General features: G+C 72.2%; 24 protein-coding genes. 12 read left to right on the forward strand and 12 right to left on the reverse strand.

Annotated elements, in window-relative coordinates; all coding sequences use genetic code 11:
- Positions 1-182: 182 nt before the first annotated feature.
- The 3 genes from DTB53_RS29820 to DTB53_RS29830 all read right to left on the reverse strand — a co-directional run bounded on the left by DTB53_RS29820 (position 183) and on the right by DTB53_RS29830 (position 5,344).
- Positions 183-956: a thioesterase II family protein gene (locus tag DTB53_RS29820; protein ID WP_012381763.1), complete on the reverse strand. Its 774-nt coding sequence runs from the start codon at positions 954-956 to the stop codon at positions 183-185.
- A 342-nt stretch (positions 957-1,298) separates the two neighbouring features.
- Positions 1,299-4,046 (reverse strand): helix-turn-helix transcriptional regulator, encoded by a 2,748-nt coding sequence (locus DTB53_RS29825; RefSeq protein WP_012381762.1) that lies wholly within the window; start codon positions 4,044-4,046, stop codon positions 1,299-1,301.
- A 617-nt stretch (positions 4,047-4,663) separates the two neighbouring features.
- Complete coding sequence (locus DTB53_RS29830; RefSeq protein WP_042497587.1) at positions 4,664-5,344, reverse strand: isochorismatase family protein; 681 nt, start codon at positions 5,342-5,344, stop codon at positions 4,664-4,666.
- A 116-nt stretch (positions 5,345-5,460) separates the two neighbouring features.
- On the opposite strand from DTB53_RS29830, the gene DTB53_RS29835 reads away from it, so the two are divergent.
- A complete protein-coding gene (locus DTB53_RS29835) occupies positions 5,461-5,931 on the forward strand; it encodes a pyridoxamine 5'-phosphate oxidase family protein (protein WP_003970490.1) in 471 nt (156 codons plus the stop codon).
- A gap of 39 nt (positions 5,932-5,970) precedes the next feature.
- Here the strand turns inward: DTB53_RS29835 and DTB53_RS29840 are convergent, their stop codons facing one another.
- A complete protein-coding gene (locus DTB53_RS29840; protein WP_012381760.1) occupies positions 5,971-6,885 on the reverse strand; it encodes a LysR family transcriptional regulator in 915 nt (304 codons plus the stop codon).
- A 74-nt stretch (positions 6,886-6,959) separates the two neighbouring features.
- On the opposite strand from DTB53_RS29840, the gene DTB53_RS29845 reads away from it, so the two are divergent.
- A complete protein-coding gene (locus DTB53_RS29845) occupies positions 6,960-8,042 on the forward strand; it encodes a DMT family transporter (protein ID WP_012381759.1) in 1,083 nt (360 codons plus the stop codon).
- Here the strand turns inward: DTB53_RS29845 and DTB53_RS29850 are convergent.
- Positions 8,033-9,364, reverse strand: a complete 1,332-nt coding sequence (locus DTB53_RS29850) for an aminotransferase class I/II-fold pyridoxal phosphate-dependent enzyme (protein WP_012381758.1) — start codon at positions 9,362-9,364, stop codon at positions 8,033-8,035. The genes DTB53_RS29845 and DTB53_RS29850 overlap by 10 nt on opposite strands.
- 36 nt (positions 9,365-9,400) lie before the next feature.
- Between DTB53_RS29850 and DTB53_RS29855 the strand changes: the two genes are divergently transcribed.
- Positions 9,401-10,096 (forward strand): pyridoxamine 5'-phosphate oxidase family protein, encoded by a 696-nt coding sequence (locus DTB53_RS29855; RefSeq protein ID WP_012381757.1) that lies wholly within the window; start codon positions 9,401-9,403, stop codon positions 10,094-10,096.
- A gap of 55 nt (positions 10,097-10,151) precedes the next feature.
- On the opposite strand, the gene DTB53_RS29860 is transcribed toward DTB53_RS29855, so the two are convergent.
- The 3 genes from DTB53_RS29860 to DTB53_RS29870 all read right to left on the reverse strand — a co-directional run bounded on the left by DTB53_RS29860 (position 10,152) and on the right by DTB53_RS29870 (position 12,966).
- On the reverse strand, positions 10,152-11,117 hold the full coding sequence (locus tag DTB53_RS29860) for a DMT family transporter (RefSeq protein ID WP_042497581.1): 966 nt from the start codon (positions 11,115-11,117) through the stop codon (positions 10,152-10,154).
- Between the two features lie 159 nt (positions 11,118-11,276).
- Positions 11,277-12,314: an EamA family transporter gene (locus DTB53_RS29865; RefSeq protein ID WP_012381755.1), complete on the reverse strand. Its 1,038-nt coding sequence runs from the start codon at positions 12,312-12,314 to the stop codon at positions 11,277-11,279.
- A 109-nt stretch (positions 12,315-12,423) separates the two neighbouring features.
- Positions 12,424-12,966: a Clp protease N-terminal domain-containing protein gene (locus tag DTB53_RS29870; protein ID WP_012381754.1), complete on the reverse strand. Its 543-nt coding sequence runs from the start codon at positions 12,964-12,966 to the stop codon at positions 12,424-12,426.
- A 244-nt stretch (positions 12,967-13,210) separates the two neighbouring features.
- Here DTB53_RS29870 and DTB53_RS29875 point away from each other — a divergent pair, with 244 nt between their 5' ends.
- Both DTB53_RS29875 and DTB53_RS29880 read left to right on the forward strand, forming a co-directional pair.
- Entirely contained in the window at positions 13,211-13,405 is a 195-nt protein-coding gene (locus DTB53_RS29875; RefSeq protein WP_003970482.1) for a hypothetical protein, read from the forward strand.
- A gap of 79 nt (positions 13,406-13,484) precedes the next feature.
- Complete coding sequence (locus DTB53_RS29880; protein WP_003970481.1) at positions 13,485-13,916, forward strand: type II toxin-antitoxin system Rv0910 family toxin; 432 nt, start codon at positions 13,485-13,487, stop codon at positions 13,914-13,916.
- 117 nt (positions 13,917-14,033) lie between these two features.
- Here DTB53_RS29880 and DTB53_RS29885 read toward each other — a convergent pair whose 3' ends face one another.
- On the reverse strand, positions 14,034-14,642 hold the full coding sequence (locus tag DTB53_RS29885) for a PadR family transcriptional regulator (RefSeq protein ID WP_003970480.1): 609 nt from the start codon (positions 14,640-14,642) through the stop codon (positions 14,034-14,036).
- Positions 14,643-15,305: 663 nt separating this feature from the next.
- On the opposite strand from DTB53_RS29885, the gene DTB53_RS29890 reads away from it, so the two are divergent.
- From DTB53_RS29890 to DTB53_RS29900, 3 genes are all read left to right on the forward strand, one after another.
- Positions 15,306-15,686 carry an RNHCP domain-containing protein gene (locus DTB53_RS29890; protein ID WP_003970479.1) on the forward strand — a complete coding sequence of 127 codons (381 nt, stop codon included), beginning with the start codon at positions 15,306-15,308 and terminating at the stop codon, positions 15,684-15,686.
- Between the two features lie 27 nt (positions 15,687-15,713).
- Positions 15,714-16,145, forward strand: a complete 432-nt coding sequence (locus DTB53_RS29895) for an RNHCP domain-containing protein (protein WP_003970478.1) — start codon at positions 15,714-15,716, stop codon at positions 16,143-16,145.
- 135 nt (positions 16,146-16,280) lie between these two features.
- Positions 16,281-16,841, forward strand: a complete 561-nt coding sequence (locus DTB53_RS29900; RefSeq protein WP_012381751.1) for an FBP domain-containing protein — start codon at positions 16,281-16,283, stop codon at positions 16,839-16,841.
- Here the strand turns inward: DTB53_RS29900 and DTB53_RS29905 are convergent.
- Entirely contained in the window at positions 16,826-17,797 is a 972-nt protein-coding gene (locus tag DTB53_RS29905) for a helix-turn-helix transcriptional regulator (RefSeq protein ID WP_012381750.1), read from the reverse strand. The genes DTB53_RS29900 and DTB53_RS29905 overlap by 16 nt on opposite strands.
- 139 nt (positions 17,798-17,936) lie before the next feature.
- Between DTB53_RS29905 and DTB53_RS29910 the strand changes: the two genes are divergently transcribed.
- Together DTB53_RS29910 and DTB53_RS29915 are read left to right on the forward strand one after the other, a co-directional pair.
- The gene (locus tag DTB53_RS29910) at positions 17,937-18,332 is read left to right on the forward strand and encodes a RidA family protein (protein WP_030706233.1); all 396 of its coding nucleotides are present in this window, start codon (positions 17,937-17,939) and stop codon (positions 18,330-18,332) included.
- Between the two features lie 479 nt (positions 18,333-18,811).
- Positions 18,812-20,137, forward strand: a complete 1,326-nt coding sequence (locus DTB53_RS29915; RefSeq protein ID WP_012381749.1) for an MFS transporter — start codon at positions 18,812-18,814, stop codon at positions 20,135-20,137.
- 18 nt (positions 20,138-20,155) lie between these two features.
- On the opposite strand, the gene DTB53_RS29920 is transcribed toward DTB53_RS29915, so the two are convergent.
- On the reverse strand, positions 20,156-20,719 hold the full coding sequence (locus DTB53_RS29920) for a dihydrofolate reductase family protein (RefSeq protein WP_003970473.1): 564 nt from the start codon (positions 20,717-20,719) through the stop codon (positions 20,156-20,158).
- 202 nt (positions 20,720-20,921) lie between these two features.
- On the opposite strand from DTB53_RS29920, the gene DTB53_RS29925 reads away from it, so the two are divergent.
- Positions 20,922-21,743 carry a PhzF family phenazine biosynthesis protein gene (locus DTB53_RS29925; RefSeq protein WP_012381748.1) on the forward strand — a complete coding sequence of 274 codons (822 nt, stop codon included), beginning with the start codon at positions 20,922-20,924 and terminating at the stop codon, positions 21,741-21,743.
- A 67-nt stretch (positions 21,744-21,810) separates the two neighbouring features.
- Here the strand turns inward: DTB53_RS29925 and DTB53_RS29930 are convergent, their stop codons facing one another.
- On the reverse strand, positions 21,811-22,590 hold the full coding sequence (locus DTB53_RS29930) for a CPBP family intramembrane glutamic endopeptidase (RefSeq protein WP_003970471.1): 780 nt from the start codon (positions 22,588-22,590) through the stop codon (positions 21,811-21,813).
- Between the two features lie 186 nt (positions 22,591-22,776).
- Between DTB53_RS29930 and DTB53_RS29935 the strand changes: the two genes are divergently transcribed.
- Complete coding sequence (locus DTB53_RS29935) at positions 22,777-24,567, forward strand: substrate-binding and VWA domain-containing protein (protein ID WP_012381746.1); 1,791 nt, start codon at positions 22,777-22,779, stop codon at positions 24,565-24,567.
- Positions 24,568-24,586 lie beyond the last annotated feature (19 nt).

Here is a 24,586-nt window from a genome sequence, read left to right on the forward strand (position 1 = left end):
GTACACGTCCTGGCCGGGTACCTGCACAGGAGCGGAGGAGATCGCGGGGGCGGATCAGTCCGGGCAGCGGGCGCCGGGAGGCGCGGGCTTCCGGTCGCCCGGCGCACGCCCCGGGGCGCCGGCCCCGCCGGGAGCCTCCCGCCGACGGGCCGACCGGCCCCCGGGCGGCGTCGGCCTAGTCGTCAGGACACACGGGACAGGTCCCGGAAGGCGGCGATGCGGTCCCTGACCTCCGATGTCACCGCGGCCTGCTGGTCGTTCAGGTAGAAGTGCCCTCCGGGGAACGTACGCATCGAGAAGCCGCCCTCGGTGAGCTGCTCCCAGGCGCGGGCGTCGTCGGTGCTCACCCTGGGGTCGCTGTCGCCCACGAGCACGCCGATCGGAGCCCTGAGGCGATCGCCCTCCCGGTAGCGGTAGGTCTCGACCGCCCGGTAGTCGGCCCGCAGCGTCGGCAGGACCATGCGCAGCAGTTCGTCGTCCGCCAGCAGACTCGGATCGGTGCCGCTCAGCGCACGGATCTCCGCGATGATGTCGTCATCGCCCCTCAGATGGACGTTCTCGTCCCGGTGGATCACCGGAGCCCGGCGGCCGGAGGCGATCAGCCCGAGCAGTGTGCCCGGGGCCGAACGCTCGATGCGCAGCGCCAGTTCGAAGCCGACGACCGAGCCCATGCTGTGCCCCAGGATGACGAGCCGCTGATCGGGGGTGGGCGCCAGCAGCTCGCAGATCCGGTCCGCCAGGGTGTGCACGTCGTCGATCGGCGTCTCTTTCCGCCGGTCCTGACGGCCCGGGTACTGCACGCAGACCACGTCCACGTCAGGGGCCAGTCCGCGGGCCACGGGAAGGAACTGTGACGCCGCACCGCCCGCGTGCGGCAGGCAGACTAACGTGATCGTGCCCGGCGACGCAGGTGCGTATCGGCGGAACCACTGGTCCCGATCCACGGCTACGGACATCGGCAAGGAACCCCGTCTCAGCGCAGTCGGCCGACACATCCGCCGGCTGACAAGCCTCAATATCGTCTCGGCATTTCGCACCTCAACGTAACGGGCGCGCCCTGCGCGGCGACAGCGATCACACCCCTAACCTCACCCCTGCCGTGCACCCGTACTGCCCCAGATCACCGTCCGTCGTCACCGTCCCCACCAGGCACGACGCGGCCCGCGCGGCTTCCCGGGCCACCCCTGCCGCCCACCCCTGCCGCACACCCCTGCCGCCCACCCCTGAGCCCCCGCCCGGGTCTCGGTGGAGGGTCGTGACCCCGGGCGGCCGTCGTGGGATCGGCGGTGCGGCGCGGCTCAGTGGTCCGCCGAGCCCACCAGCCCCAGCTCCACCGGCAGGCCGAAGCGACTGCTCACTCCGAGCTTGCGGTACGTCTTGGTGAGGTGCTGCTCCACCGTGCTCACCGTGATGAACAGGGTCTGGCTTATCTCGCGGTTGCTCCTTCCCTGTGCCGCCAGAGCCGCGACCTTGCGCTCGGCGTCACTGAGCAGGGCGAACTGATGGATGGTCTTCCGCAAGGCGGGAGTCTCGCCCGGTTCCTCCACGCTGCCGGAATTCTGCAGCCTCCAGTAGAGCGGCTCGGCCCCGCACATCTTGGCCATCCGCTTCGCCTGATGGGAAATGAGCCTGAATTCGGCGAACCTCCCGCACTCCAGTTCGGCTTCACTCGAATCGGCGAGGGCGAGGGCCAATTCGAGCCGGTCCCCGGAATCGAGGAGTACCTTCACGGCCTCCCTCAGCATGGACGCCCGGGCCGGCTGCTTGAGCGTCGCGGCCATGATCCGCAGGGTGCGCCCCCGCACGCGCTTGTCGTCGGCGTTCACGCGTGTCAACTGCTCCTCAAGGAGGGCTTTGCCGCTGCGGGCGTCATCGAGACGCAACCAAGCCTCCGCCAGATCGCACCGCCATGACACGAAATTCGCGTGGCCGAGCGGGGTTCCGCCGAGGAGGCGCCCGCAGGTCTGAAAGTCCGCCAACGCCGCGTAGGGACGGTTGTTCTCCAGGTAGAAACGTCCCCGCGCATGCAGGAAGTGCAGCCAGAAAGGATTTCGACGCGCCTCGGGAAGCGCTTCCTTGATGAGCGTCTCCGCCTCGTCCGTCCTGCCCATGGCCGTCGTGGCGTGGACGAGACCGGAAAGCGGCAGCCCCAGGGCCGCACCCCAGTTGTGCTGGGGCATCACGGTCAGGGCGCGGCGGGAATGACGTTCGGCGTCGATCAGGTCTCCCCTGCGGACGGCCACCAGCCCCTGGACGGTCGCGAGCATCGCCACCCATGCGACGGCCTGCAGCGCCTCGGCCTCCGGTCCGAGCGTTTCGCACCAGCGTTGGGCCTCGTCCAGTTTGTCGTCGAAGGCGAGGACGAGCAGGGCGGAGAGCACCACGACCGGCAGGGCGTCGGCGATCCTGCAGCACTGCAGGACCTGTTCGGCACTCCTGACGAGGTCGCTCCACGAGGCGCGTTCGGCCGCCTCCTCGACGCGGTACGCCGGGGAGGCCTCATCCGCGGCGTCCGTTCCCTTGAACGGCACGACCCATCGGATCCACTGCCGCGCGAGCGCCAGTTCGGCCTCACCGGCCAGGTCGCACGTGTCTCCTCGCGTGTCGACCTGCCCGAGCACCAGGGCGGCCTCGTCCGCGCGCCCCTGCCAGGCGAGGAAGGTGCTGAGCGCCACGCTGTCCCGCACGGACAGGTTCCCCTGCTGGAGCGAGCGGCACAGCGGCTCCAGCAGCGAGGTCACCGCCGTGGGCTTGGTCAGCCACAGGACCCGGGCCAGCGCCCCCAGGACCTCGGCCCGTTCCCGGACATCGCTGCAGGCCTGGTGGGCCACTTCGAGAAACTCGGCCGCTCGCCCCGGATTCCCTTCCCTCAACGCCTGCCACGCCGCGTTGCGGAGGACGTCCACGGACCAGTCCTCGGCGATGCCCCCCGCGGCGACCAGGCGTTCGGCGACCTCCGACGGCACCGCCCCGTCGGAGTGCAGCAGCAGGGCGGAGCGCTCGTAGAGGGCGGTGAGCGTCTCGCCGTCGAGGCCGCTCAACGCGGCGGCACGGGCCGCCTGGTGGCTGAACCAGCCGGAGCGGAGCAGCCCCGTCGCCGCGAGCGCGTCCAAGGCCTCCACCACCGTCCGCTGCTCGCTGTCGAGGAGCCTCGCCAGCACATCGGCCGACGCCGGAGCGCCGAGGACGGCCAGGCCGCGCGCCACGTCGAGCAATTGAGGATCCCAGCGATGCAGACATGCCTCGACCGCGACCTTGAAGTGCGTCCCTTTGAGCGCCGCGTCCATCGCGGAAAGGGAATCCACGTCTCCGGGCTCACGTTCGTGGAACGCGCGACGCTGATCCTGGAACAGCACCTGGAGAAACAGTGGACTTCCACCTGTGGCCGCGAGGAAGGAAGGCGCAAGGAATTCCGCGGTCGCCTCGCCGAGGCGTCGCCGCCGCAACCAGCCGGACACTCCGTCGAGGGAGAGCGGCTGCAAATTCAGAAGGTGGAAGTACGGCTGATTGATGAACTCAGCCAGTACGAGGGGAGGCTTCGAGCTGAATATCCGCCACTCGGTGAAGACGGCGACCACGGGACTCGACGCGAGTCGGCGAAGTATCAGCAGGAGCGCGTGCAGACTGGCCGGATCCGCGTACTGCGTGTCATCGACGGCCAGCACCAGAGGTCGCCCATCAGCGGCTTCAAGGAGAATCTCGGTGAGTTCATCCACCGCGCAAGCGCTCGGCGAGGAGCCCTGGGAATTCCCTTCCGGTAACGTCAGAAGACGCTCGATCCGCGCCTCCTGCCCAGCTTCCAGCTCGACGGACCGAAATAGCCGTAACAGCATGCCCAGGGAACGGTCCTGTCCTGAGTGCGCCCCTGCCGCACTCAGGACCAAGGCGCCCGCACTCTCCGCATACCCGGAGAAGTTGGACAGGAGTGTCGTCTTTCCGACACCGCCGGAGCCCGTCACAAGGGCCACCGTTCGACCTTTTACCGCACACTCATTCAGCATTCGCTTGAGGCTCTGAAGCTCGACGAATTTCTCGATCACGACCACTGAACAGCTCCCCGTTTTTACGCCGCTCTCACTTTAGCCACTTAGCTGTATTTTCAACGTAACTACACGCCCGGTGAGCAGTCAAGATCTCCCGGCGACGACCTTGCCCCAAAGTCTGCCAATCGTTTCATTCCGCTGATATCACACAAACGGTCGGCAATTCATTACGAGGGCCCGAATACCGATCGCACCGCGGGTTCGACGCGGCTTCCCGGATCGGCCGGATCCTGTCGTCGGTGCCACCCGGCACTACACCTCTGGCGTGAATGCCTCGCCCCGGGGCGCGTACCCCCTGGTCCCCGACCGAAGGGTCGGACAGTCCGGGAGCGGTGGCGGGAAGGGGGGAGAGGCGCTCGCCGCGACCGCGGGAAGTCCCGGAGGGCGGCGGGGCGGCCCTCGCCGCCCGGAAGGTCGTGGCGCCCCGGCCGCAGCCGGGCGAGTTCAAGGCCTTCCCGTCCGAGTGCACCCATCAGGGCTCCGCGGTTGAGGACGTATCGGGCGGCACAATCCCCTGCCCCTGCCTCAGCGCCTGTTCGACACCGCCACGGGCGGTCCGGCCGGCGGGCCCGCCGGCCAACCGCTGCCCGCCCGCGCGATGTCCGCCGGGGGCGACACGATCAGGCCCCCGTCGCGGCCTCCGGCCCCGTCTCCCGGCCGCGCGGCTGCCGCCAGCCGACGAGTACGGCGTCCGTGGTGGTGACGGTGGCGACGAGGGCAAGGGTGTTGCGGACCATCGCGAGGGTGTATTCGGCGGGCACCCCCGCGATGGCGTCGGCCGGCACGACGGCCGTGTAGCCGAGGTTGACCGCGTCGAAGACGGCGTTGGGTATGGCGATGTTGGCCGACACGCCGGTGACGACGAGCGTGCGGCACCCGAGGTTGCGCAGCAGCGGGTCGACGTCGGTGCCGGCCAGCGGTGAGAGGCCGTGCAGTCGGCGGACGACGAGGTCCTCGTCGGCCACTTCGACGGGGGCCGCGACCCGGACGGCGGCGCTGCCGGTGTGCTGCTGGACGGGCAGCCGGGCGGCGGCGCGGAAGAGGCGGGCGTTGCGGTTGCCGCCGCGGCCGTCGGGCCGGCTCTCGGCGACCGCGTGCATCACCTGGACTCCGCTCGCGCGGGCGGCGGCGACGAGGCGGGCGACGTTGGCGAGCGCGCCCGACGAGCGTGCCTCGGCGGCGAGTTCGGGCAGGGCGCTGTCGGGCCCCACCACGCCCTGTTGGCACTCGACGGTCAGCAGGACGGTGGAGGCGGGGTCGAGCAGTTCCGTGAGCCGCTCCTGAGATGACCTCGAAGGCATGGGCGCTCCTCCCTTTCCCGTGTCCACCGGCGCGCGAGAGTAGCGGCCGTTGCGCCAGGAAGGAAGAGCGTCCATGCTTCCTGACACATAGTCAGACTCGGGGAGAGAGGGCGACCATGACCGACACCCAGCGACGAGGCCGCCGGATCATGATGACGCCCGGGGAGCGCGACGCCTATCTCCGCGAACGGCGCACCTGCCGGGTGGCGACGCTCGGCCCGGACGGCGCCCCGCACATCGGCGCCCTCTGGTTCGTCTGGGACGGCGACTCCCTCTGGCTGTACTCCATCACGCGCAGCCTGCGCTGGTCCCAGCTGCGCAAGGACGCCAGGATCGCCGTGGTCGTGGACGACGGCGAGGGGTACGAGGAGCTGCGCGGCGTGGAGCTCACCGGCCGGGCGGAGTTCGTCGGCGAGGCGCCCCGTACGGGCGAGCCCTGCCCCGAACTCGGCGAGCCCGAGCGGCTGTTCCCCGCGAAGTACTTCGGCATGACCGCGATGCCGCACGACGGACGGCACGCCTGGCTGCGGCTCACCCCGGAGACGATCACCTCCTGGGACTTCCGCAAGCTCGCCGGTCTCGCCTGACCCCCGTCCGCCGCGCGCCCCGACCGCGGCTTCCGGGGCTCACCGGCCGCCCGCCGCGGCCCGCTCGCCCGCCGCGCGCAGCGCCCGCACCGCGGCGCGGACCGACGGCCGGCGGTCCGCGTCCGTGCGCCAGACCGCGTGGACGTGGCGCCGCATGGTCTGCCGCACCGGCACCAGCCGCACGCCTTCGGGGACCGGACCGCGTCCCAGCCGAGGAGCCACGCAGACGCCGAACCCGGCCGCGATCAAAGCGAGTTGCGTGTGGTGTTCACCGGCCAGATGGGCGATCCGGGGTTCGATGCCCCGGGAGCGCAAGGTGAACATCAGCCACTCGTAACAGAATTCGCCCTCGGGCCAGGACACCCACGGGTCGTCCGCGAAGTCCTCCAGCTCCACCTCGTCCCGGTCGGCCAGCGGATGCCCGGCCGGCATGGCGATATCCGGTGCGTCGTCGAGGAGTTCGGCCTTGGCCAGCCCGCCGGGCACGGGCAGCCGCTTGTTGCTCCAGTCGAGCACGACGGCCAGGTCGACGTCGCCGCGGAGCACCGCGCGCAGCCCCTGTTCGGGCTCCAGCTCCCGGGTGCGGACGGCGAGGTCGGGGTGGTCCGCGCGCAGGGAGGTGAGCATCGCGGGGAACAGCCCGCGGGCCGCGGTCGGGAAGGCGCAGATCCGTACCTCGCCGACGACCTCGCCGCGCTGCGCCTCGATGTCGGACTGGGCCAGTTCCACCTGCGACAGGATCCGCGCGGCGTGGTCCGCGAGCAGCCGGCCGGCGTCGGTGAGCCGGACGCCCCGGCCGTTCTTGGCGAGCAGCCGCTGTCCGACCTCGCGCTCCAGCTTCGCCAGTTGCTGCGAGACCGCCGACGTGGTGACGTGCAGCCCGTCGGCGGCCCCGCTCACCGAGCCGTGCCGGGCGAGGGCGTCCAGCGTGCGCAGCCGCTCCAGGTTCAACATGTAAGCGATGCTACGCGAATCGTCGCAGAAACTTTCGCTTGTCCTACGACGTTGCCCTCGTCAGGGTTGCCCTCATGAGCGCTCCTTGCGAGCCGAGGGTCACGGCCCCGGCGTCAGCACCTCCCCCGTCGACTCTCCAGTCGCCTCCCCCATCGCCTCCCCCCTCCCCCGCGATCGCGCCCGCCGCGCGGCGCCCCGCTCTCGACTGGCGGATCCGGTTCGCGGGACTCTCGCTCATCTGGGGGTTCAGCTTTCTGCTGATCAAGGTCGGGACGGAGGGGTACGCCCCGTTCCAGGTCACCTTCGGCCGACTGCTGGCGGGTACGGCGGTGCTGGTCGCCGCCATGGCGATGCGCCGGGAGCGGCTGCCGCGCTCGGCCCGGACGTGGGGGCACCTCACGGTCGCGGCGCTGCTCCTCAACGCGCTGCCGTTCTCGCTCTTCTCCTACGCGGAGCTGACGATCCCCTCGACGCTGGCCGGGATCTGCAACGCGACCTCGCCGCTGTGGGGCATGGCGCTCTCGGTGGTCGCCCTGTCAGAGGACCGTCCGACCCGCCGCCGGGTGGCCGGCCTCGGTGTCGGCTTCCTCGGCGTCCTCACCGTGCTGGGAGCCTGGCAGGGCTTCTCCGGCCTGGACCTGCCGGGCACGGGCATGGCGCTGCTCGCCTCGTTCTGCTATCCGGTCGGCTGGATCTACGTACGCCGCACCCTGGCCGGAACCGAGGCGTCGACGCTGGCGCTGACGGGCAGCCAGCTCTTTCTCGGTACGCTGCAACTCGCCGTGGTGACACCGGTGTTCACTTCGGCGCCCACGTCCTTCCCGCTGCTCCCGACGCTCTCGGTGCTCGCCCTGGGCGGACTGGGCACGGGGCTCGCCGTCCTGCTCCAGTTCGGACTGGTCCAGGAGGTCGGTCCGACGACGGCCCAGATGGTCACCTACTTCATCCCGGTGATCGCGACGGCGGCCGGCGTCGCGCTGCTCGGCGAGCAACTGGCCTGGAACACCCCGGTAGGAGCGCTGATCGTCCTCGTCGGGGCGGCGCTCACCCAGAGCCGGCCCCGCCCCGCCGCCCCACCGGAGCCCGTGGCGGACCGGGCCGTGCCACCGGGCCCGGAAAACGCCACCAGGACCGGACCCCGCCGGGCTCAGCCGTAGCTGACCGGCCGTGCGGGGCCGGCCGCCGCGGCCACCGCGTCCGCCAGGGGCCCGATGTCCGCCGCGCTCAGCGGGGAGACGGTGAGCCGCACACCCTGGGGCGTCTCCAGCCGGAAGCGGGCGCCCGGGGCCGCGGCCCAGCCCGCGTGGAGCAGCCGGGCGACGGCTCCGGTCTCGTCGCTCACGGGCACCCACACGTTCATCCCGCTGCGGCCCCGGGCGCTCACACCGCGCTCCGCCAGCGCGTGGATGAGCGCGTCCCGGCGGTCCCCGTAGGAGCGGGACACCGCGCGGGTGTCGACGGCGTCCGAGGTCCACAGATGGAGCACGGCGCGCTGGAGCAGCCTGCTGACCCAGCCGGGCCCGAGCCGCTGCCGCCCCGTCACCCGGTCGACCGTGACGGCGTCCCCGGTGAGCGTGGCGACCCGCAGATCGGGCCCGTACGCCTTGGCCGCCGAGCGGATGAACGCCCAGTGGGCCGTCACCCCGGCCAGCGGGTGCAGCGGCAGGTCGACGATGGCGTGCCCGTGGTCGTCCTCGATCAGCAGCACGTCCGGGTGGCGCCCGAGCACCGCGCGCAACTCCCGGGCGCGCTCGGCGTCCAGGGACGCACCGGTCGGGTTCTGCGCCCGGTCGGTGACGACGAGGGCCCGCGCCCCGGCCCGCAGCGCCCGCTCCACCTCCGCGGGCAGCGGACCGGAGTCGTCCACGCCGACCGGTACGGCGCGCAGCCCGAGCGCCGGCACGAGGTCGAGCACACTGCCCCAGCCGGGGTCCTCCACCGCCACGGCGTCACCCGGCCTGAGGTGCGCCGCGAGGACCCGTTCGATCGCGTCCAGCGCCCCGGACGTCACAGCCACCGGTCCGGCGGGCACCCCGTCGGCGTCCAGCGCGGCCCTGGCGTGAGCGGCGAACTCCTCGACCACCGCGGCCTGTCCGTACAGGCCGCGGTCGGCCGCGTCGGCGGCGGCGGCCGCCGCGAGCGCCGGCCCGAGGTCCGGCAGCAGCTCCGGGTCGGGATTGCCCTCGCCGAGGTCCCGTACGCCCGGGGGCGCTTCGATGCGCAGCGATCCGCGCGACGTGCTGGCCGGGGCCGGGCGCACCCGGCTCCCCCGCCGACCCGCCGTCTCGATCACGCCGCGCTCGCGCAGCGTCCGGTAGGCGGCGGCCACGGTATTGGGGTTGACCTCCAGGCGCGCGGCCAACTCCCGCATGGGAGGCAGCACATGGCCCGGCGGAAGGTCTCCGGAGCCGACCCCTCGCTCCACACTGGCGGCGATCTCCGCTGCGCGCCGCCCACTGATCCGATACTCTCCTAGCACAAACAACAGTATGCACTAGTGCAATGGAGTCAGCAAATGCAGCACACCGCAACGCCCGACGGCACGGGCTCCGGCGTCGCCGCCCCCTATCTGCCCACCGACCGCACGGTGCCCACCCGGTCCAGGGAGCGCGCCTCCTACGACCGCGAACTGGTCCACTCCATTCTCGACGAGGCCTACCTCTGCCACCTGGGCTTCGTGCGCGACGGCTCCCCGGTCGTCCTGCCGACCCTCTTCGGCAGGATAGGAGAGCGGCTGTACGTGCACGGCTCGACGGGCTCGCGGCCGCTGCGGTCGGCGAAGACCGCCGACCCCGGGCTGCCGGTCTGCCTGACGGTGACCCACGTCGACGCCCTCGTGCTGGCCAGGTCCGCGTTCCACCACTCGATGAACTACCGCTCGGTGGTGGTGCACGGCACGGCGGTGACGGTGACCGACCCCGAGGAGCGCCGGCTCGCTCTGGACGCGATCGTGGACCAGGTCGTGCCCGGGCGCTCGCGCGACTCCCGGCCGGCCGACGCCAGGGAACTCGCCGCGACGGCGGTGATCCGGCTGGATCTGGACGAAGTGTCCGCGAAGGTCCGCACCGGCGGGCCCAACGACGAGCCCGAGGACGGCTCCCTCCCGCACTGGACCGGCATCGTGCCGCTGACCCGGGGCTACGCGGCGCCGGTCCCCGCGGACGACCTGGATCCGGCCATCGGCGTACCGGACTATCTGACCGCGCTCTGACGGACGGCGGGCGCGGCAGCCGTGGCCGCCGCGCCCGCCGTCCGTCCGGGACACGTCACACCGCGGCGCCCACGGCCTCCTTCCGGCGTCCCGCCGCCGCGCCATGTGCCTCCGCGAGGGCCAGTCCGGCCACCGCGGCCAGCAGGAGCAGCGTGCCGAGGACCGTGGCCGCCGTCAGCCGCTCCCGCAGGACGGTCACCGCGATGACGGCCGCGCTCACCGGCTCCAGGAGCATGATCACGGAGACGGTGGCCGACCGGACGGCCGCCGCCCCGGCGAAGTACAGCGCGTAGGCGAGCGCCGTGGGGACCGCGGCCACGTAGACCAGCAGCCACAGCACCTGCCCCGTCTCGGCGGTGTGCGGCACGAGCCCCTCGGCCATGGCCATGGGCAGCAGACCCACCGCCCCGATGCCGAACGCCCAGGCGCTGGTGGTCAGCGCGTCCCCGCCGCCGCCGTCCCGCCCGAGCCACCGGGTGAGGAGGGTGATCGCCGCGTATCCGGAGGCGGACAGCAGCGCCAGCAGCACCCCGGCCGGCACGACCTCACCGCCCTCGCCGCCCAGGACCAGGACCGCGAGCCCGGTCAGCGCGCCGGTCACGGCGACCAGGCCGCCCCGGCCGAGGCGTTCGCCCAGCAGCAGACGCGCCCCCGCCGCGATCAGGACGGGCCCGGCGCCGAGCGTGACGACGGTGCCCACGGCGAGGCCGGTGACCTCGACCGCGGCGAAGTACGCACTCTGGAACACGGTGAGACCGATGCCGGTACCGAGGATCCGGAGCAGTCGGCGACGCCGGGGTTCGGGGTCCCGGGGCGTCCGGCGGGAGCGCAGTACGAGCGCCCCGGCGAGCAGGAGGAGGCCGCCCGCGCAGCGCCAGAAGGACAGGGCGAGGGGGCCGAGGTCGCTGACCCGGAAGATCAGGGACGCCGCCGCACCGGCGGTGCCCCACGCGACACCGGCGACGACGAGGTACAGCATGCTGCGCCCGACGGGCAGCGCGGAACCGACAGGGAGGGACATGGGACTTCTCCAGAGGAGGACGGGGTGGCTGGTCGCTCGGCTCCGCACGCGGACAGCGACGAACCGCTCGGGGACTGCCCGAGCCCGGTCTTCGTCAGGAGTGGCCGCCCGCGCTAGGCGGCAGGGGGCGGCAGCACGGTGAGATGCATGGCCGTCACACTAATGCGGGGCCCGGCCGCCGGACAACTCTCCCCCGACGGCTCCGGCGACCGCGCCGGCCCCCGCGCCGTCGCCGGAGGCGACAGGACCCGACGGGGGCTTGGGTGCGGCGGACTGGGCGATGAACGCGCCGGTCAGGACCACGAACCCGCCGATGAGCTGCGGCGCGGAGAGGTGTTCGCCGAGCAGCACCCAGGCCAGTCCGGTCGCGATGACCGCTTCGAGGCAGGCGACGACTCCGGCCACCTGGGGCGAGAGCAGCCGGACCGAGACGACCCCGGTGACATACGCGAGCACGGTGGCGAGCAGCACGATCCAGCCCAGCAGCAGCCAGGCGGGGACGTCGTTGCCGTTCATCCCGGCGCTGCCGCCGAGCAGCGACCAGTCCATGCCCCAGGGGCGGGCGACAACGGTGAGGACCGCCGCGCCGACGATCAGTCCGTACGCGATGACGCCGACGGGGTGCGGGGGCCCGGCGTGCTCGCCCCCGCCGTCCCGGCCGTCCTGCCCGCCGTGGTCGGAGAGGACGAAGTAGCCGACCTGGCAGCAGGCCGCGCCGAGGGCGAGCAGCAGACCGAGCAGGTCGAACTTGAGCCCGGACCAGACCTCGACGACACACGCCAGGCCGCCCACCGCCAGCACCACACCGACCGCGGCGGCCCGGGTGACGGGCCGGCGCTGCACGAAGCGGACCCAGCCGAGGACCAGCGCGGGCGCCAGGTACTCCACCAGGAGCGCCACACCGACCGGGATGCGGGAGATGGAGGCGAAGTAGAAGGCCTGGACCCCGGCCACCGCGAACAGGCCGAACCCGGCCAGCAGCGCGGGACGTTCCCGTACGAGATTCCGGTGGCGCCAGGCGACCGGGAGCATGATGACGGCGGCGCCCGCGACGCGCAGCCAGACCACGTGCAACGGGTCGAGCCCCGCCTCGATCAGCGGCTTGGCCGCCACTCCCGAACCGCCGAACGCGAAGGCCGAGAGCAGTGCGAGCCCCAGCCCGGCACCTCTGCCCTGAATTCCCGAAGACGCTTGCATCGGCACATCATGGCAGCAGTCGACAGCACCGTCATCCACGTGACACCTGTCGAGACGGCGCCCCGGCCGCGCCCCCGGGACGAGGGTGAGGCGTCACCGTCGCGGGGGCTCAAGCGTGTCGCGCCCACCCGGCCGTGAGCACTCCCACCCGGTCGGCCAGCCACCGCGCGTCCACGCCCCCGCGGGCGAGCACCTCCACCGCCCGGCACTCGGTGTCGGCCGCCAGGGCGGCGAGCAGATCGAGTCCGGCGGCGCGCGCTTCGCCGCGCGAGGCCGCACGGCACAGCGCACCCTCCATCGCGGCGAGGGCCGAGGGCGACCAGCCGTCGGCCGTCGGGTCGCGCACCACCGGGACGGCGCCGGAGTCCTCCACGGAGCCCTGCCAGCGGAGCCCGTAGCCGATGCTGCGCTGGACGAGATAGCCGAGCACCTTGGCCAGCCGGGGGCCGCCGTCGAAGGCCTCGCGGACTGCGGGGTCCGTCTCGATCAGCGAATGCAGGAGGTGGGCGGTGTCGATCTGCCGGTCGCCGTCGCGGAGCGCGCGCCTGCGCGCACCGTTGAGCACCGATGCCAGTTCCGCGGTGAAGCGGGCATCGTTCTCGGCGTGGTTCGGTGCGGGCTGGTCAGGCATGCGCGGCGTCCGGTTTTGCACACCTCTACCCCATCAGTCCCACGACCGAAAGGCATCCCCGAAGCGACCCATTGGGCATCCCACCGAAGTTGGGGACACCGGAGCGGTCCGTCATCCTTGCGGATGAGATCGCGCCGAACCACACAACCATGACGGTCCGGAGCGCGCGCCGCCTTGCGCCTCACGCTCCGGCGGCAACCGCGAGCCCCCGTGCGCACGTCCCTGACGCCACACGGACACGACGGGGACAGGAGGGGAGGAACGGGTGTTCTGGATGGTCGCGCTGCTCGCCGAGGACGGGCTGCAGTACGTCTACCGCGTGTACGCACCCGACGACGCCCTGCCCGCAGACCTCTTCTGGTCGGCCTTCCACTGCCACGACGAGGGGCCCCACCCCCGGGCGTCGGACAGCTTCGACGCCGCGGTGATCTGGCGGAACAGACAGCCCCAACAGATCTGACGACCCACCAGTATTGAATGTTGACGCGGCCCCCGCTACCTTCCGCGGCACCGGAATCGGACGAACCAGGGGTGGTCGCATGGCTGAAGTCAGCGCCGAGGCACGCATCGAGGCGCCCGCCGAGAAGGTCTGGGGCCGCCTGACCGACTTCTCCTCCTACGGGGAGTGGAACGCCACGCACACCAGCTTCCCCCGGGGCGGCCCGGCCGAGCTGGAGCTCGCGGCCACCTACGAGGAGAACATGAAGCTCATGGGCTTCCCGGCCGAGGTGATGTGGACGGTCGACGGCCTGGAGGAGGGCCGCCTGCTGGCGACCCGGGGCAAGGGCCCGATGGGGGTCAACCTGGCCATGCGGTACTCCCTGACCCCCGAGGGCGACGCCACGACCATGCGCATCGACGGGGAGTTCACCGGCGCGGCGGTCTCCCTGATGGGCGGCAAGCTCAAGGACTCCGCGACGGCCGCGCTCCAGGAGTCGCTGCGCAAGCTCGGCGGACTCGTCACCTCCTGACCACGCCCCCGCGGCATCCGGAAGTGCCCCGCGGGATCGTCCCGCGGGGCACTTCCGGATGCCGCGCACGCGCCGGCCCGGCCCTGTAACGCCTCCGTCCGGCGCGCGGGCCCAGCCTCAGTCCTCGTCGGCGAGGATCAGGTAGAGCTTCTTGCGCGCGTCGTTGATGACCGTCAGAGCCTTCTGCCGCTGATCGGCGGAGCCGGTCTTCCAGACCTGCCCGAAGGCCTCCATCAGACCGAATCCGGCCTGCCGGATCTCGTTGGCGCCCTCCCAGTCCACGCCGCGCCCGGCCTCCTCCCAGGGAGCCTCGGGACCGTTCTCGGCCTCGCCCCGCCCGGAGTCGGTGAGCGTGAACAGCTTCTTGCCGCCCTCGCTGGCGCTGACGATCAGCCCCTCGTCCTCCAGCAGCTGGAGCGTCGGGTAGACGGAACCGGGGCTGGGCCGCCAGGCCCCTCCGCTGCGCTCGCCGATCTCCTGGATCATCTCGTAACCGTGCATCGGGCGGTCCTTCAGCAGAGCCAGGATCGACGCCCGCACGTCACCGCGCCGCGCCCTCCCCCGACCACCGCCGCCACGGCCGCGTCCACCCCCGAAGGGACCGCCGCCGAACGGCGGCCCGAACGGCCCGAAAGCGGCCCGACGACCGTCGCCCTCGCCTCGACCGTGATGACCGGGCCCGTAGTGCCCCGGTCCGTGCTCGTATCCGTGTCCGTGTGAACGCATCTCTACGCTCCTTCCATCGTTGATCTGTCGCGATGCGTCAACGATATATCGGAAACTATCGAATCGCAAGGAAGTCACCGAACGCGCCCGGACGGCCTGTGCTGCCCTGCTGACCGTGAAGCGCGCAGGCGCGTGCATTCCGCCGGAGCGGGGCCCACGGGTGGAAACGACTCCTACAGCTCGTTGACGCGACCACGGCCGACGGACGGGAGGGGTTCCGTCCGTCGGTCGAGCTCAGCCGGACGAACGGCGGCAGATCGCAACCTTGGCGCCGAGCATCGCCGGGCACGTTCGCACCCACGTCGCCTTCGGGCACGACCGGACAAGGGGGCGCGGGCGCCCGGAAATAATGGCTGGCCCCTGGATCGGGCCGTGGTTACGCTGACGGCGTTCCTCGGTCCCTTCTGGGCTTCGCGCCCTGGAAAAGAGAGATCTTTATGTTCCGGCCCGCGCCGCGCGCGCCTCGCTGCACCGTCTAGCCAGCAGTCCGTCTTTCTTCCGCCGCCCCTCGGGACGGTCTCCGGACGTGACTCTCCGGTGCACTGAATTCAGCCCGCGTCCCCGCCCGCACGCGTGTCGCGTCGTACGGGGTGGGCCTCTTCGTCGAGGCCGCTCGGCCTGCTCTTGCTGTCATCACAGACTTCCCAGCAAGGAGCACCCCGGGTGTCCAGCACCAGCAGAACTCTCTCCAGCACTCCACACACCACCCCGAACAGCGCCTCCTCCTGTGCGTGGTGCGGCCGGACCGTGTCCGCCGACGCCGATCACAGTGCGCGGCGCCGTCACTGCCCGTCCTGTCTCCAGGTCCCGCACCTTCTCGACCCCGTCGACGGCGGCTCCAGTGACTGCCGGGGCCGGATGTCGCCGATCGCCGTCGCCGTGCCGCGCACGGGCGGCTGGGTGGTCATCCACCGTTGCGTGCGGTGCGACGAGCTGACCTCCAGCCCCACCCGCGCGGACGACAACCAGCTCGTCCTCATGCGGTTGGCCGTCCGGCCACTGGCCCACCCCCCCTTTCCGCTCGAAGCGTTCGGCGACCTCTGAACCGGCGGGAAAGGAAGAGGACCGGCCATGCCGAGACGAGCGAAGAACACCCACCGCCGCACCCGGGCCGCACGGCGGCCACAGCGGTACAAGGACGTCCTGCACGGCCGGGGAGGGCACCGGGGCGACGCTTTCCGGTGCGCCGGCTGCCGACTGGACGTCTCCCTGGACGCGCCCGGCACCACGCACCGCAACCACTGCCCGAACTGCCTGGTCAGCCTGCACGTCGACCGGCGGGTTCCGGGTGACCGGGCTGCGGACTGCCGCGCCCGGATGGAAGCCCTGGGCATGGCGGTCAGGCCCGACGGCGAGTGGATGATCATCCACCAGTGCGTGTCCTGCGGCGCGCTCAGCGCCAATCGCATCGCCGGTGACGACAACGCCCTGGCCCTGGTGCGCCTGGCGCTCAAACCCCTGCGGGACCCCGGCGTCGCGGATCGCATGCGACTCGCACCGTGAACCGGCCGTCACGCGCGCTGCCGTGCCGCACGGCGCCCACCGCCCCCACGCCCTGACGCCCTGACGCCCAGGGTTCTCCCCACCCCCGCCCGCCCTACACAGATCGCACGCGCGTGCGATCCGCAAGGAGCAGCCATGCGCCCCCTGACCAGGGAAGAGGTGCGCGACGCGATCGTGAACCTGGACCCGGCCACGAAGAAGGTCCGTCTGCCGGCCCGGTTCGACGACGTCCGATGGCACCGCATCGACTACCTCGGCTGGAGAGACCTGCGCGCCCCGAAACACGCCTACCTCGTCACCGAGGCCGACGGCCGGGCGCACGGAGTGCTGCTGCGCCAGGCCCCGAACGACGCTGCGCACGGTTCGCGCGCGGTGATGTGCGACCTGTGCCGGTTCGCCCGCCGCTTCAACGAGGTGTCGCTGTTCACCGCCCAGCGTCCCTCGCGGGACAAACGCGAACGCCTCGACGCGGTCGGTCTCCTCCTGTGCACCGACCTCGACTGCGCGGTGAAGGTGCACGGCAAGCCGGTCCGCGAGGCCGTCGACCGGCCGGTCGACGAGATCATCGCCTCGCGCCGGGAAGGCCTGCTCTCACGCACGATCGCCTTCGTCCGTTCGGTCGCCGAGCCGCGCCGGGCGGCAGAGCGCAGCGCCTCGGGAGCCGCCCGCCGTCGGAGGCGCTACGAGGGTCCGTAGCGGGCCGCGAGCGTGACGGCCAGATCGTGCAGGGCGCTGCGCAAGGACTGCGGGGCCAGGGCCTCCGCATCCGTACCGAGCCGCCACATCGCCCATTCGGCGTGCCGTGCGTCCTGGAAGGTGACCTCCAGCCGTGGCCAGCCGTCCGTGTCGGGATCCTCCGCGCGGACGGCCAGCACGGTGCCCAGCAGTTCCTCCCGCCGCGCCGGGTTCACCCGCACCAGCGCGGTGACGTGGTCGCCGCCGGCGAGGAACCGCGCGGAGCGGTCCCGCCAGATCCGGTCCAGGTCGACCCGGTTCGGCCGCTGGGCCGGTTCGGGCAGTTCCTCGGCGGCCAGCATCCGTGACAGCCGGTAGGTGCGGTCCGCGCCGGATCTCGTGGCCAGCAGATAGCCCCGGTCCCGTACGGTCACCAGGCCGATCGGGTCCACCGTGCGCCACTGCGGGGCCCGGCCATTGGCCGCGTAGTGAATGCGCAGCTTGCGGCCGGAGAGCACGGCCCGGCGGACCTCGATCATGGTGGTGCCCGGTACCTGATCGGTGACCGTGGGGCGGGAGAGCAGGTCGGTCTCCGGGTCGACGAGAAACCGCTGGGCCGCGTCGCTCGCCGCGGCCTGATGGCTCTCGGGCAGCGCGTCGAGCACCTTCCGCATCGCCGAGGCGAGCGCGGGCCCGAGGCCGAACACCTGCTCCCCGCGCCCCGATCCGGCGGCCAGCAGGGCGAGGGTCTCGTCGTGGTTCAGCCCGGTGAGCTCGGTCCGGAAACCGGGCAGCAGGGCGAAGCCGCCGTGCCTGCCGCGTTCGGCGTAGACCGGGACGCCTGCCGCGGACAGTGCCTCGATGTCGCGCAGCACGGTACGGGTGGACACCTCCAGCTCACGGGCCAGCGTGTCGGCGGTCAGCCGGCCCCGTTGACGCAACAGCAGTACCAACGAGACCAGTCGGTCGGCGCGCATACGGGAACGGTAGCGAATACATGACCAAGGGTGTCGTCATTTGTTGGAAGGCTCCCCCTGTAGGACGCCGAGGCCGCCCGGCGACTGGCCGGCAGGCGGATCTCCTTGTTTCTCCGCATGGAATGGAGCTGAAGTGGCACTGGAACGAACGGCCGTGAACCCGGTGACGTGGTCGGTGGACCTGGGGTTCAACCAGGGTGAAGTCGTTTCCGGGCAGACCCGGACCCTGTACGTCTCGGGGCAGACCGCGATGGGCGACGACGGCGAGCCCCGGCACGACGGGGACATGGCGGCGCAGTTGGCGCTGAGCGCCGACAACCTGGAGGCCGTGCTGAGCGAGGCGGGCATGTCCCTTGCGAACCTCGTCCGCCTCAACGTCTACACCACGGACGTCGATCTGCTGCTCCGGCACTACGGCGCGCTGGTGGGGCGGCTGAGCGCGGCCGAAGTGGCGCCGGCCAGCACTCTGCTCGGGGTGACGCGCCTGGCGGTCCCCGGCCAGTTGGTCGAGCTCGAGGGCACCGCCGTCGCGTGAGGCGGCCTCGCCTCCCGTGCCCTTCCGTCGCCCGAACCGGCGGGAACGGCACGGGGGTGGTGAGGCACGGGTTGGTGGGGCACGGGCGTGGGGAGGAGCGGGGGTGGTGGGGCACGGGCGGGCCGAGCGGTGACGGGTGGCGATCCGCTCTCCGGTGCTCCGCGTCGCGGACGCCGAGGGGTACCGCGCCGCCGCCCGGTCGCGCCCGTCCGCGCCGGACGCGCTTCGGGTGCGCTCCCCTCAATTGCCTTTCCTTCCCCGCCCGGAGCGCGTTAGCGTTCCGGGCGGGGAGTGACCCCACCAGGAGCGGAGGGACATGCCCGGTCGTCCGAGCGCGCGCTGACGTCGTAGCCAAGATCGGCCCGTCATCGCGTGCTGCCCTTGTGGTCGCGGCACGGCGAGCCCTTTCCCGCCCGATGCCCGGGTGCGCCTCCGTGCGCCGGCCGCGGGTCTCGTGCCCGGCGACCCCAGAGGTTCCTGTGCGGCCCTTCTCCCCTTCTCCTTCCTCCCCCACCCCTCCCTCCGACGTACCCGCTTCCGGTACGACCGCGCCGTCGGGCCTGCGGCGCGACGCCGACTTCCGCAGGCTCTGGGCGGGGCAGACGGCCTCTCAGCTCGGCGAACACACGACGCTCGTCGTACTGCCGATCTTCGCCGTCCTGACGCTCGACGCGGGCGCGGGCCAGTTGGGTGTCCTCCGCGCCGTGGGGCAGGCGCCGATCCTGCTGCTCTCGCTCCTCGCGGGCGCCTGGGTGGACCGGTGGCGGGCCCGTACGGTGATGGTGCTCACCGACGCCGGGCGTGCCGTGGTCCTGGGCGCGGCGGTCGCTGCCGGGCTCCTCGGACTGCTCGGCCTGCCCGCGCTGTTCGTGGTGGCGTTCACCGTCGGAGCCCTGTCGGTCCTCTTCGACGTGGCGTACCAGGCGTCCCTCGTACGTAGGGTGCGGAGCGATCAACTCGTGCGGGGCAACAGTGCGTTGGAGGGCAGCCGGTCGGCGGCGCAGATCGGCGGCCCCGCGCTCGGCGGAGCGTTGGTGTCGCTGCTGTCGGCTCCGGTCGCCGTGGCCGCCGGAGCGCTGTTCTTCGCGGTGTCGTTCGGGTCCCTGAGCCGGATCCGCCGCCCGGAGGCCGTGCCCGGGCGCGTGGGCCCGGTAGCGGAGCGCGCGTCCCCGGTCAGGCGTCGGATCCGGGAGGGGATTCGTTTCGTGGCCGAGAACGCCTGGCTGCGGGCCGTGTGCCTCGCCTCTGCCGCCTTCCAGCTGTCCTTCGCGGCCACGATGACCGCCTATCTGGTCTTCCTCCCGCACGAACTGCGGCTGACGGGCGTCGCCGTCGGCCTCGCCCTCGCGGCGACCGGTCCGGGCGCGCTCCTGGGTTCGGTCCTGGCCGCACGGCTGCCGGGCCGGTTCGGCCACGGTGTGGTGCTCGTCTCCGCCGCGATGCTGGGCAACGGTGCGCTGCTGTGCGTACCGGCCCTGCGCGGTTCCTCGACCGCGACGGTCCTCGCGCTCGTCGCCGTCAACTTCGTGTTCGGGACGTTCAGCCAGTTGGTGAACGTCACGGTCATGTCGGTGCGGCAGGCCGTCACACCGGACGGGATGCAGGGTCGCGCGGCGGCGACGATCACCTTCGTCGGGATGGGGTTCACCCCGCTCGGCTCGCTGCTCGGCGGCCTCCTCGCCGAGGGCTGGGGTCCCCGCACCGGTCTCCTGGTGTCGGCCGCGGGCATGATGCTGTCGCCGGTCCTGATGGCCGTGTCACCGCTCGCGCGCCTGGGCCGGGTGCTCCCGGCCCCGCGGGCGTGAGGCTCTCCTCCGGCGGGGTCAGGCCGGGGCGTACCGCTGCAGGGTGATCCCGCTGCGGAACTCCCTCGATTCCAGGAGCCGCAGCCGGGGGAGCTCGTAGCCGTCGGGGAAGAGACGCCGGCCGCGCCCCTGGACGGCCGGGTGGACGAAGAGGCGGTACTCGTCGACCGCACCGGCCGCGATCAGCGCATGGGCCAGGGTGATGCTGCCGGTGAGGACGATGTCCTTGCCGCCCTCCTCGGCCTTGAGCCGGCGGACCTCCTCGACGGGGTCGCCCGTGAGCACCGTCGCGTTCCGCCACCCGGGGTCGGTGAGGGTGCCGGAGACGACGTACTTGGGCACTTGGTCGAGGTAGGCGGCGATGCCCGTGGGGTCATCGGTCTGCAGCGGCCAGTAGCCGCGGAAGTCCTCGAAGGTCCGCCGCCCCAGGAGCAGTGCGTCGGCGCGGGCGTCCTGCCGGTGGCTCTCCTCCAGGACGTCGCTCATGTCCACGCCCGGCTGCCCCTGGGGATCGAACCAGTCCGTGATCATCTCGATCGAGCCGTCGACGGTGATGTTCTGCGTGATCGCCAGGGTGCGCATGCCGCTCTCTCCCGTGCCTCGACGCCTACGCTCCCGGTGCCGGGCGCGTGCGTTCTCCTCCTGATGGGCTCCGTCGGTCCCGGTGACCCGTCGGTGAGCCGCGAACCGCCGCCGGGCTCGGCCGCTCCGGCGGGACGGGCAGGGGCCGGCCACCCGGAATTGGCCTTGGCCCGCCTCCGCACCGACAATCTACGGTCGCCCCATGAGGATTCGTATCGTCGACGCGTTCACCGACCGCCCCTTCTCCGGAAACCCCGCCGGCGTGCTCCTGCTGGAGGGCTCCGCGTTCCCTGCAGACGCGCGTCTGCAGGAGATCGCCACCGAGGTCAACCTCTCCGAGACGGCGTTCGCCCACCCGCTGCCTCCGGGCGGCACGGCCGACTGGGCGCTGCGCTGGTTCACTCCGGCCACCGAGGTGGACATGTGCGGGCACGCGACGCTCGCCACCGCCCATGTCCTGCACACCACCGATCTGGCCACGGGTCCGGTGCGCTTCGCCGCGCGCTGCGGGATCCTGACCGCGACCGCGCACCCGGACGGCTCCCTGACCCTCGATTTCCCCACCTCACCGCTGACCGAGGAGCCGGTGCCCTACGGCCTGGCCGACGCCCTCGGGGCGGACCCCGTCTCGGTGCACGACACCGGTGAGCACATCGGGGACCTGCTCGTCGAGCTCCGCGACGAGGCGGCCGTGCGGGCGCTCGCGCCGGACTTCGCCGCGCTGGTGTCCCACTCCCGGCGCGGTGTCATCGCCACCGCCGCGGCCGAGGACCCCGCCCGGGGATACGACTACGTCTCGCGTGGCTTCTTCCCGGGTGTCGGCATCGACGAGGACCCGGTCACCGGCAGCGCCCACACCGCGCTGGCCCCCTTCTGGTCGGCCCGCCTCGGGCGTGACGACCTCACCGGCCTCCAGGCTTCCGCCCGCTCGGGGCTGGTCCGTACCGCGCTGCGCGGCGAGCGCACCCTGCTGACCGGTACGGCGGTCACGGTGATCGACGGCGAGTTGCTCACCACGTTCTGACAGCCCGCCGGGGTGCGCGGGGCCCTTCGCGGGCCGCGCGCCCCCCATCGTCCCGGCAGCGCGGCGCTCAGGGCGTCGGCAGCCAGTCGACCCGGCCCGCGAGCAGCGCGTATCCGACGAACGCGCCGATGTCCAGCAGTGCGTGCGCGACGACCAGCGGACCCACCCGGCCCCAGCGCCGGTAGAGCAGGACGAACACGACGCCCATCACCACGTTGCCGATGAAGCCGCCGATGCCCTGATACAGGTGGTAGGACCCGCGCAGCACGGAGCTGGCCACCAGCGCGGCCATCGGCGTCCAGCCCAGCTGTCCGAGCCTGCGCAGCAGATAGCCGACGACGATGACCTCCTCCACCACGGAGTTCTGGATCGCCGAGAGGATCAGTACGGGGAACTTCCACCAGACGTCGGGCAGGGACTCGGGGACGACCGTCAGGTTGAACCCGGTGGCGCGGGCCACCAGATAGAAGGCGAGGCCGGCGCTGCCGATGCCGGCCGCCACGAGGGTTCCGCGGCCGAGGTCGAACGAGGGCTTCGTGCGGTCGAATCCGATGGACCGCAGGCCCGCTCCTTCCCGGATCAGCAGATGCGCGACCAGCGCGACCGGCACCAGAGCCGTTGCGATCCCGAACATTTGCCATGACAGATCAAGCCATGGGCGGTCCGGAGCGTACGAGCCGTTGAGCGTCGCGGCCTGGTCCTTCAAACCCCCTGGTTTCGTCAGTGATCCGACAAAACTGATAAGGGAGGACACCGCGCTGGCGCCCAGCGAGAGCGCCAGGACCAGCAGCACCTCGGACCGCAAGATCCTTCGTGACACGGCCTCTTGAGGAAAAGAATCAGCCACGCGCCCGGCCTCCACCTGTCCACCTGCCTTTTGTTCTGCAATCACGTCTCATCCCACCGACCGCCGCACTAGGGTCTCGAATAGAGGTACGAAGATCATGCGCGACAGGCCGGGGGACGACCACCATCACCGATGGGGCGGTCCCCCTTTTTCCTTGTTCCGTCCTCAACGAGGGGCACCACCGACATGGGACGTCATAGCTTGCCCGACAGCCGCGCGGCGGAAGGACGCCGGGACCGTCCGAGCCCCCGGCGACGGCGTCGTACGGTCGTCATCGCCACCCTCCTCGTCCTCACCGTGGCGACCGGGACGGCCGTGGCGGCCAAGGCCGGCCTGCTGTCGTTCTCCCGGTCCTGCGAGGAGTCCACCGTACGGCTGTCCGTGGTGGCCTCCCCGGACATCGCCCCGGCCGTGCGCTCCATAGCCGAGCGGGCCCCCGCCGAGGAGATGAGGGCCGACGGCCGCTGTCTCGTCGTGGAGGTGCTGGCCCGCGATGCGCACAAGGTCGCCGAATCCCTCGCGGCGGGGGACGAGAAGCCCGACTTCCAGGTCTGGCTGCCCGACTCCGAACTGTGGCTGGAGCGGGCCAAGGGACTGGGCGAGGGCGTTCCCGTCTCCCCGTCCGACTCGGTGGCCTCCTCCCCCGTGGCCCTGGCCGTGGTGCCGTCGGCTTCCCGGAAGCTCGGCTGGCCCGAGAAGACCTACTCCTGGTCCGCGTTGGTCGCGGAGCTCGGTGCCGACCGGGTGCGTCTCGGCGCGGCGGACCCGGCGCGCAGCGCCACCGGACTGCTGGCGCTCGCCGGCATCGGCGCCTCGTCGGCACGGCAGGGCGGGGACAGCGACACCCGGGTCGCCCAGACCGCGAAGGCCCTCGCCGAGCGGATGTCGGACGGGGACGCCCAGGTGCTGGGGACCCTGGCGCGGAGCACCTCAGGAGCGGAGGAGGGCAATCCGAAGCGGAACCAGGCGGTCCTGGTCTCCGAGCAGGCGGCCTTCGCGCACAACGCGGAGGCGACCGGCGGCGGTGAGCTGGACCTCTTCTACCCGCGGGACGGCGCTCCGCTGCTGGACTACCCGTACACCCTGGTCAACGAGGCGGACCTCAGCGTCGCGGAGTCCCGGGCGGCCCTGCGCTTCATGACCCTGCTGGGTGACCGGGACGCCCGGGCCGTCTTCGCCGAGCACGGCTTCCGGGCCGGCGACGGGAGCGCGGAGGACTCCCTCGTCGCCGCGGCCGGCGGAAGGAAGCCGCAGCCGTACGCCACGCCGGCCGCCGAGGCGCCCTCGGCGAAGGAGCTCCGGGAGACGCTCGGGATGTGGACGATCACCGTGCAGAGCGCCCGGCTGACCACCGTGGTCGACGCCTCGGGGTCCATGGCGACACCGGTCCCGGGGCGGGGCCAGTCACGGATGGACGTCACCAAGGAGTCGTTGATCCAGGCGCTGGAGCAGTTCACCCCGAACGACGAGATCGGGCTGTGGGAGTTCGCCACCACGCTGGACGGCGACAGGGACTACCGGCGGCTCATGCCGACGAAGCGGCTCGGCGACCCGGCCGAGGGCGGCGGGACCCACCGGGAGGAGCTCACGGCCGCCTTCGCGGGGCTGCGGCCGGTGCCCGGTGGTGCGACGGGGCTGTACGACACCACGCTGGCCTCGTACAAGGAAGCCCGGTCGACGTTCGTGAAGGGCAAGTTCAACGCCCTGGTGATCCTCACCGACGGCTCCAACCAGGACGATCGGAGCATCTCGCGGAGCGGACTCGTCGCGGAGCTCAAGGCGCTGCGCGACCCGGAGCGCCCGGTCCCCGTCATCGCCATCGCGGTGGGCCCGGACGCGGACCGCGACGAGGTCGCCGAGATCGCGCGGGTCACCGGCGGCGACGGCTACGAGGTGAGCGACCCGGCCGAGATCCGTGCGGTGATCCTCCAGGCCATCATGGCGGCCGGGCAGAACGGGCTCGTCGCACAGGAGTGACCGCCCGGGAGGCCGGCGC

This window comes from Streptomyces griseus (assembly GCF_900460065.1).
In the GTDB taxonomy this organism is placed as follows: Bacteria; Actinomycetota; Actinomycetes; order Streptomycetales; family Streptomycetaceae; genus Streptomyces; species Streptomyces griseus.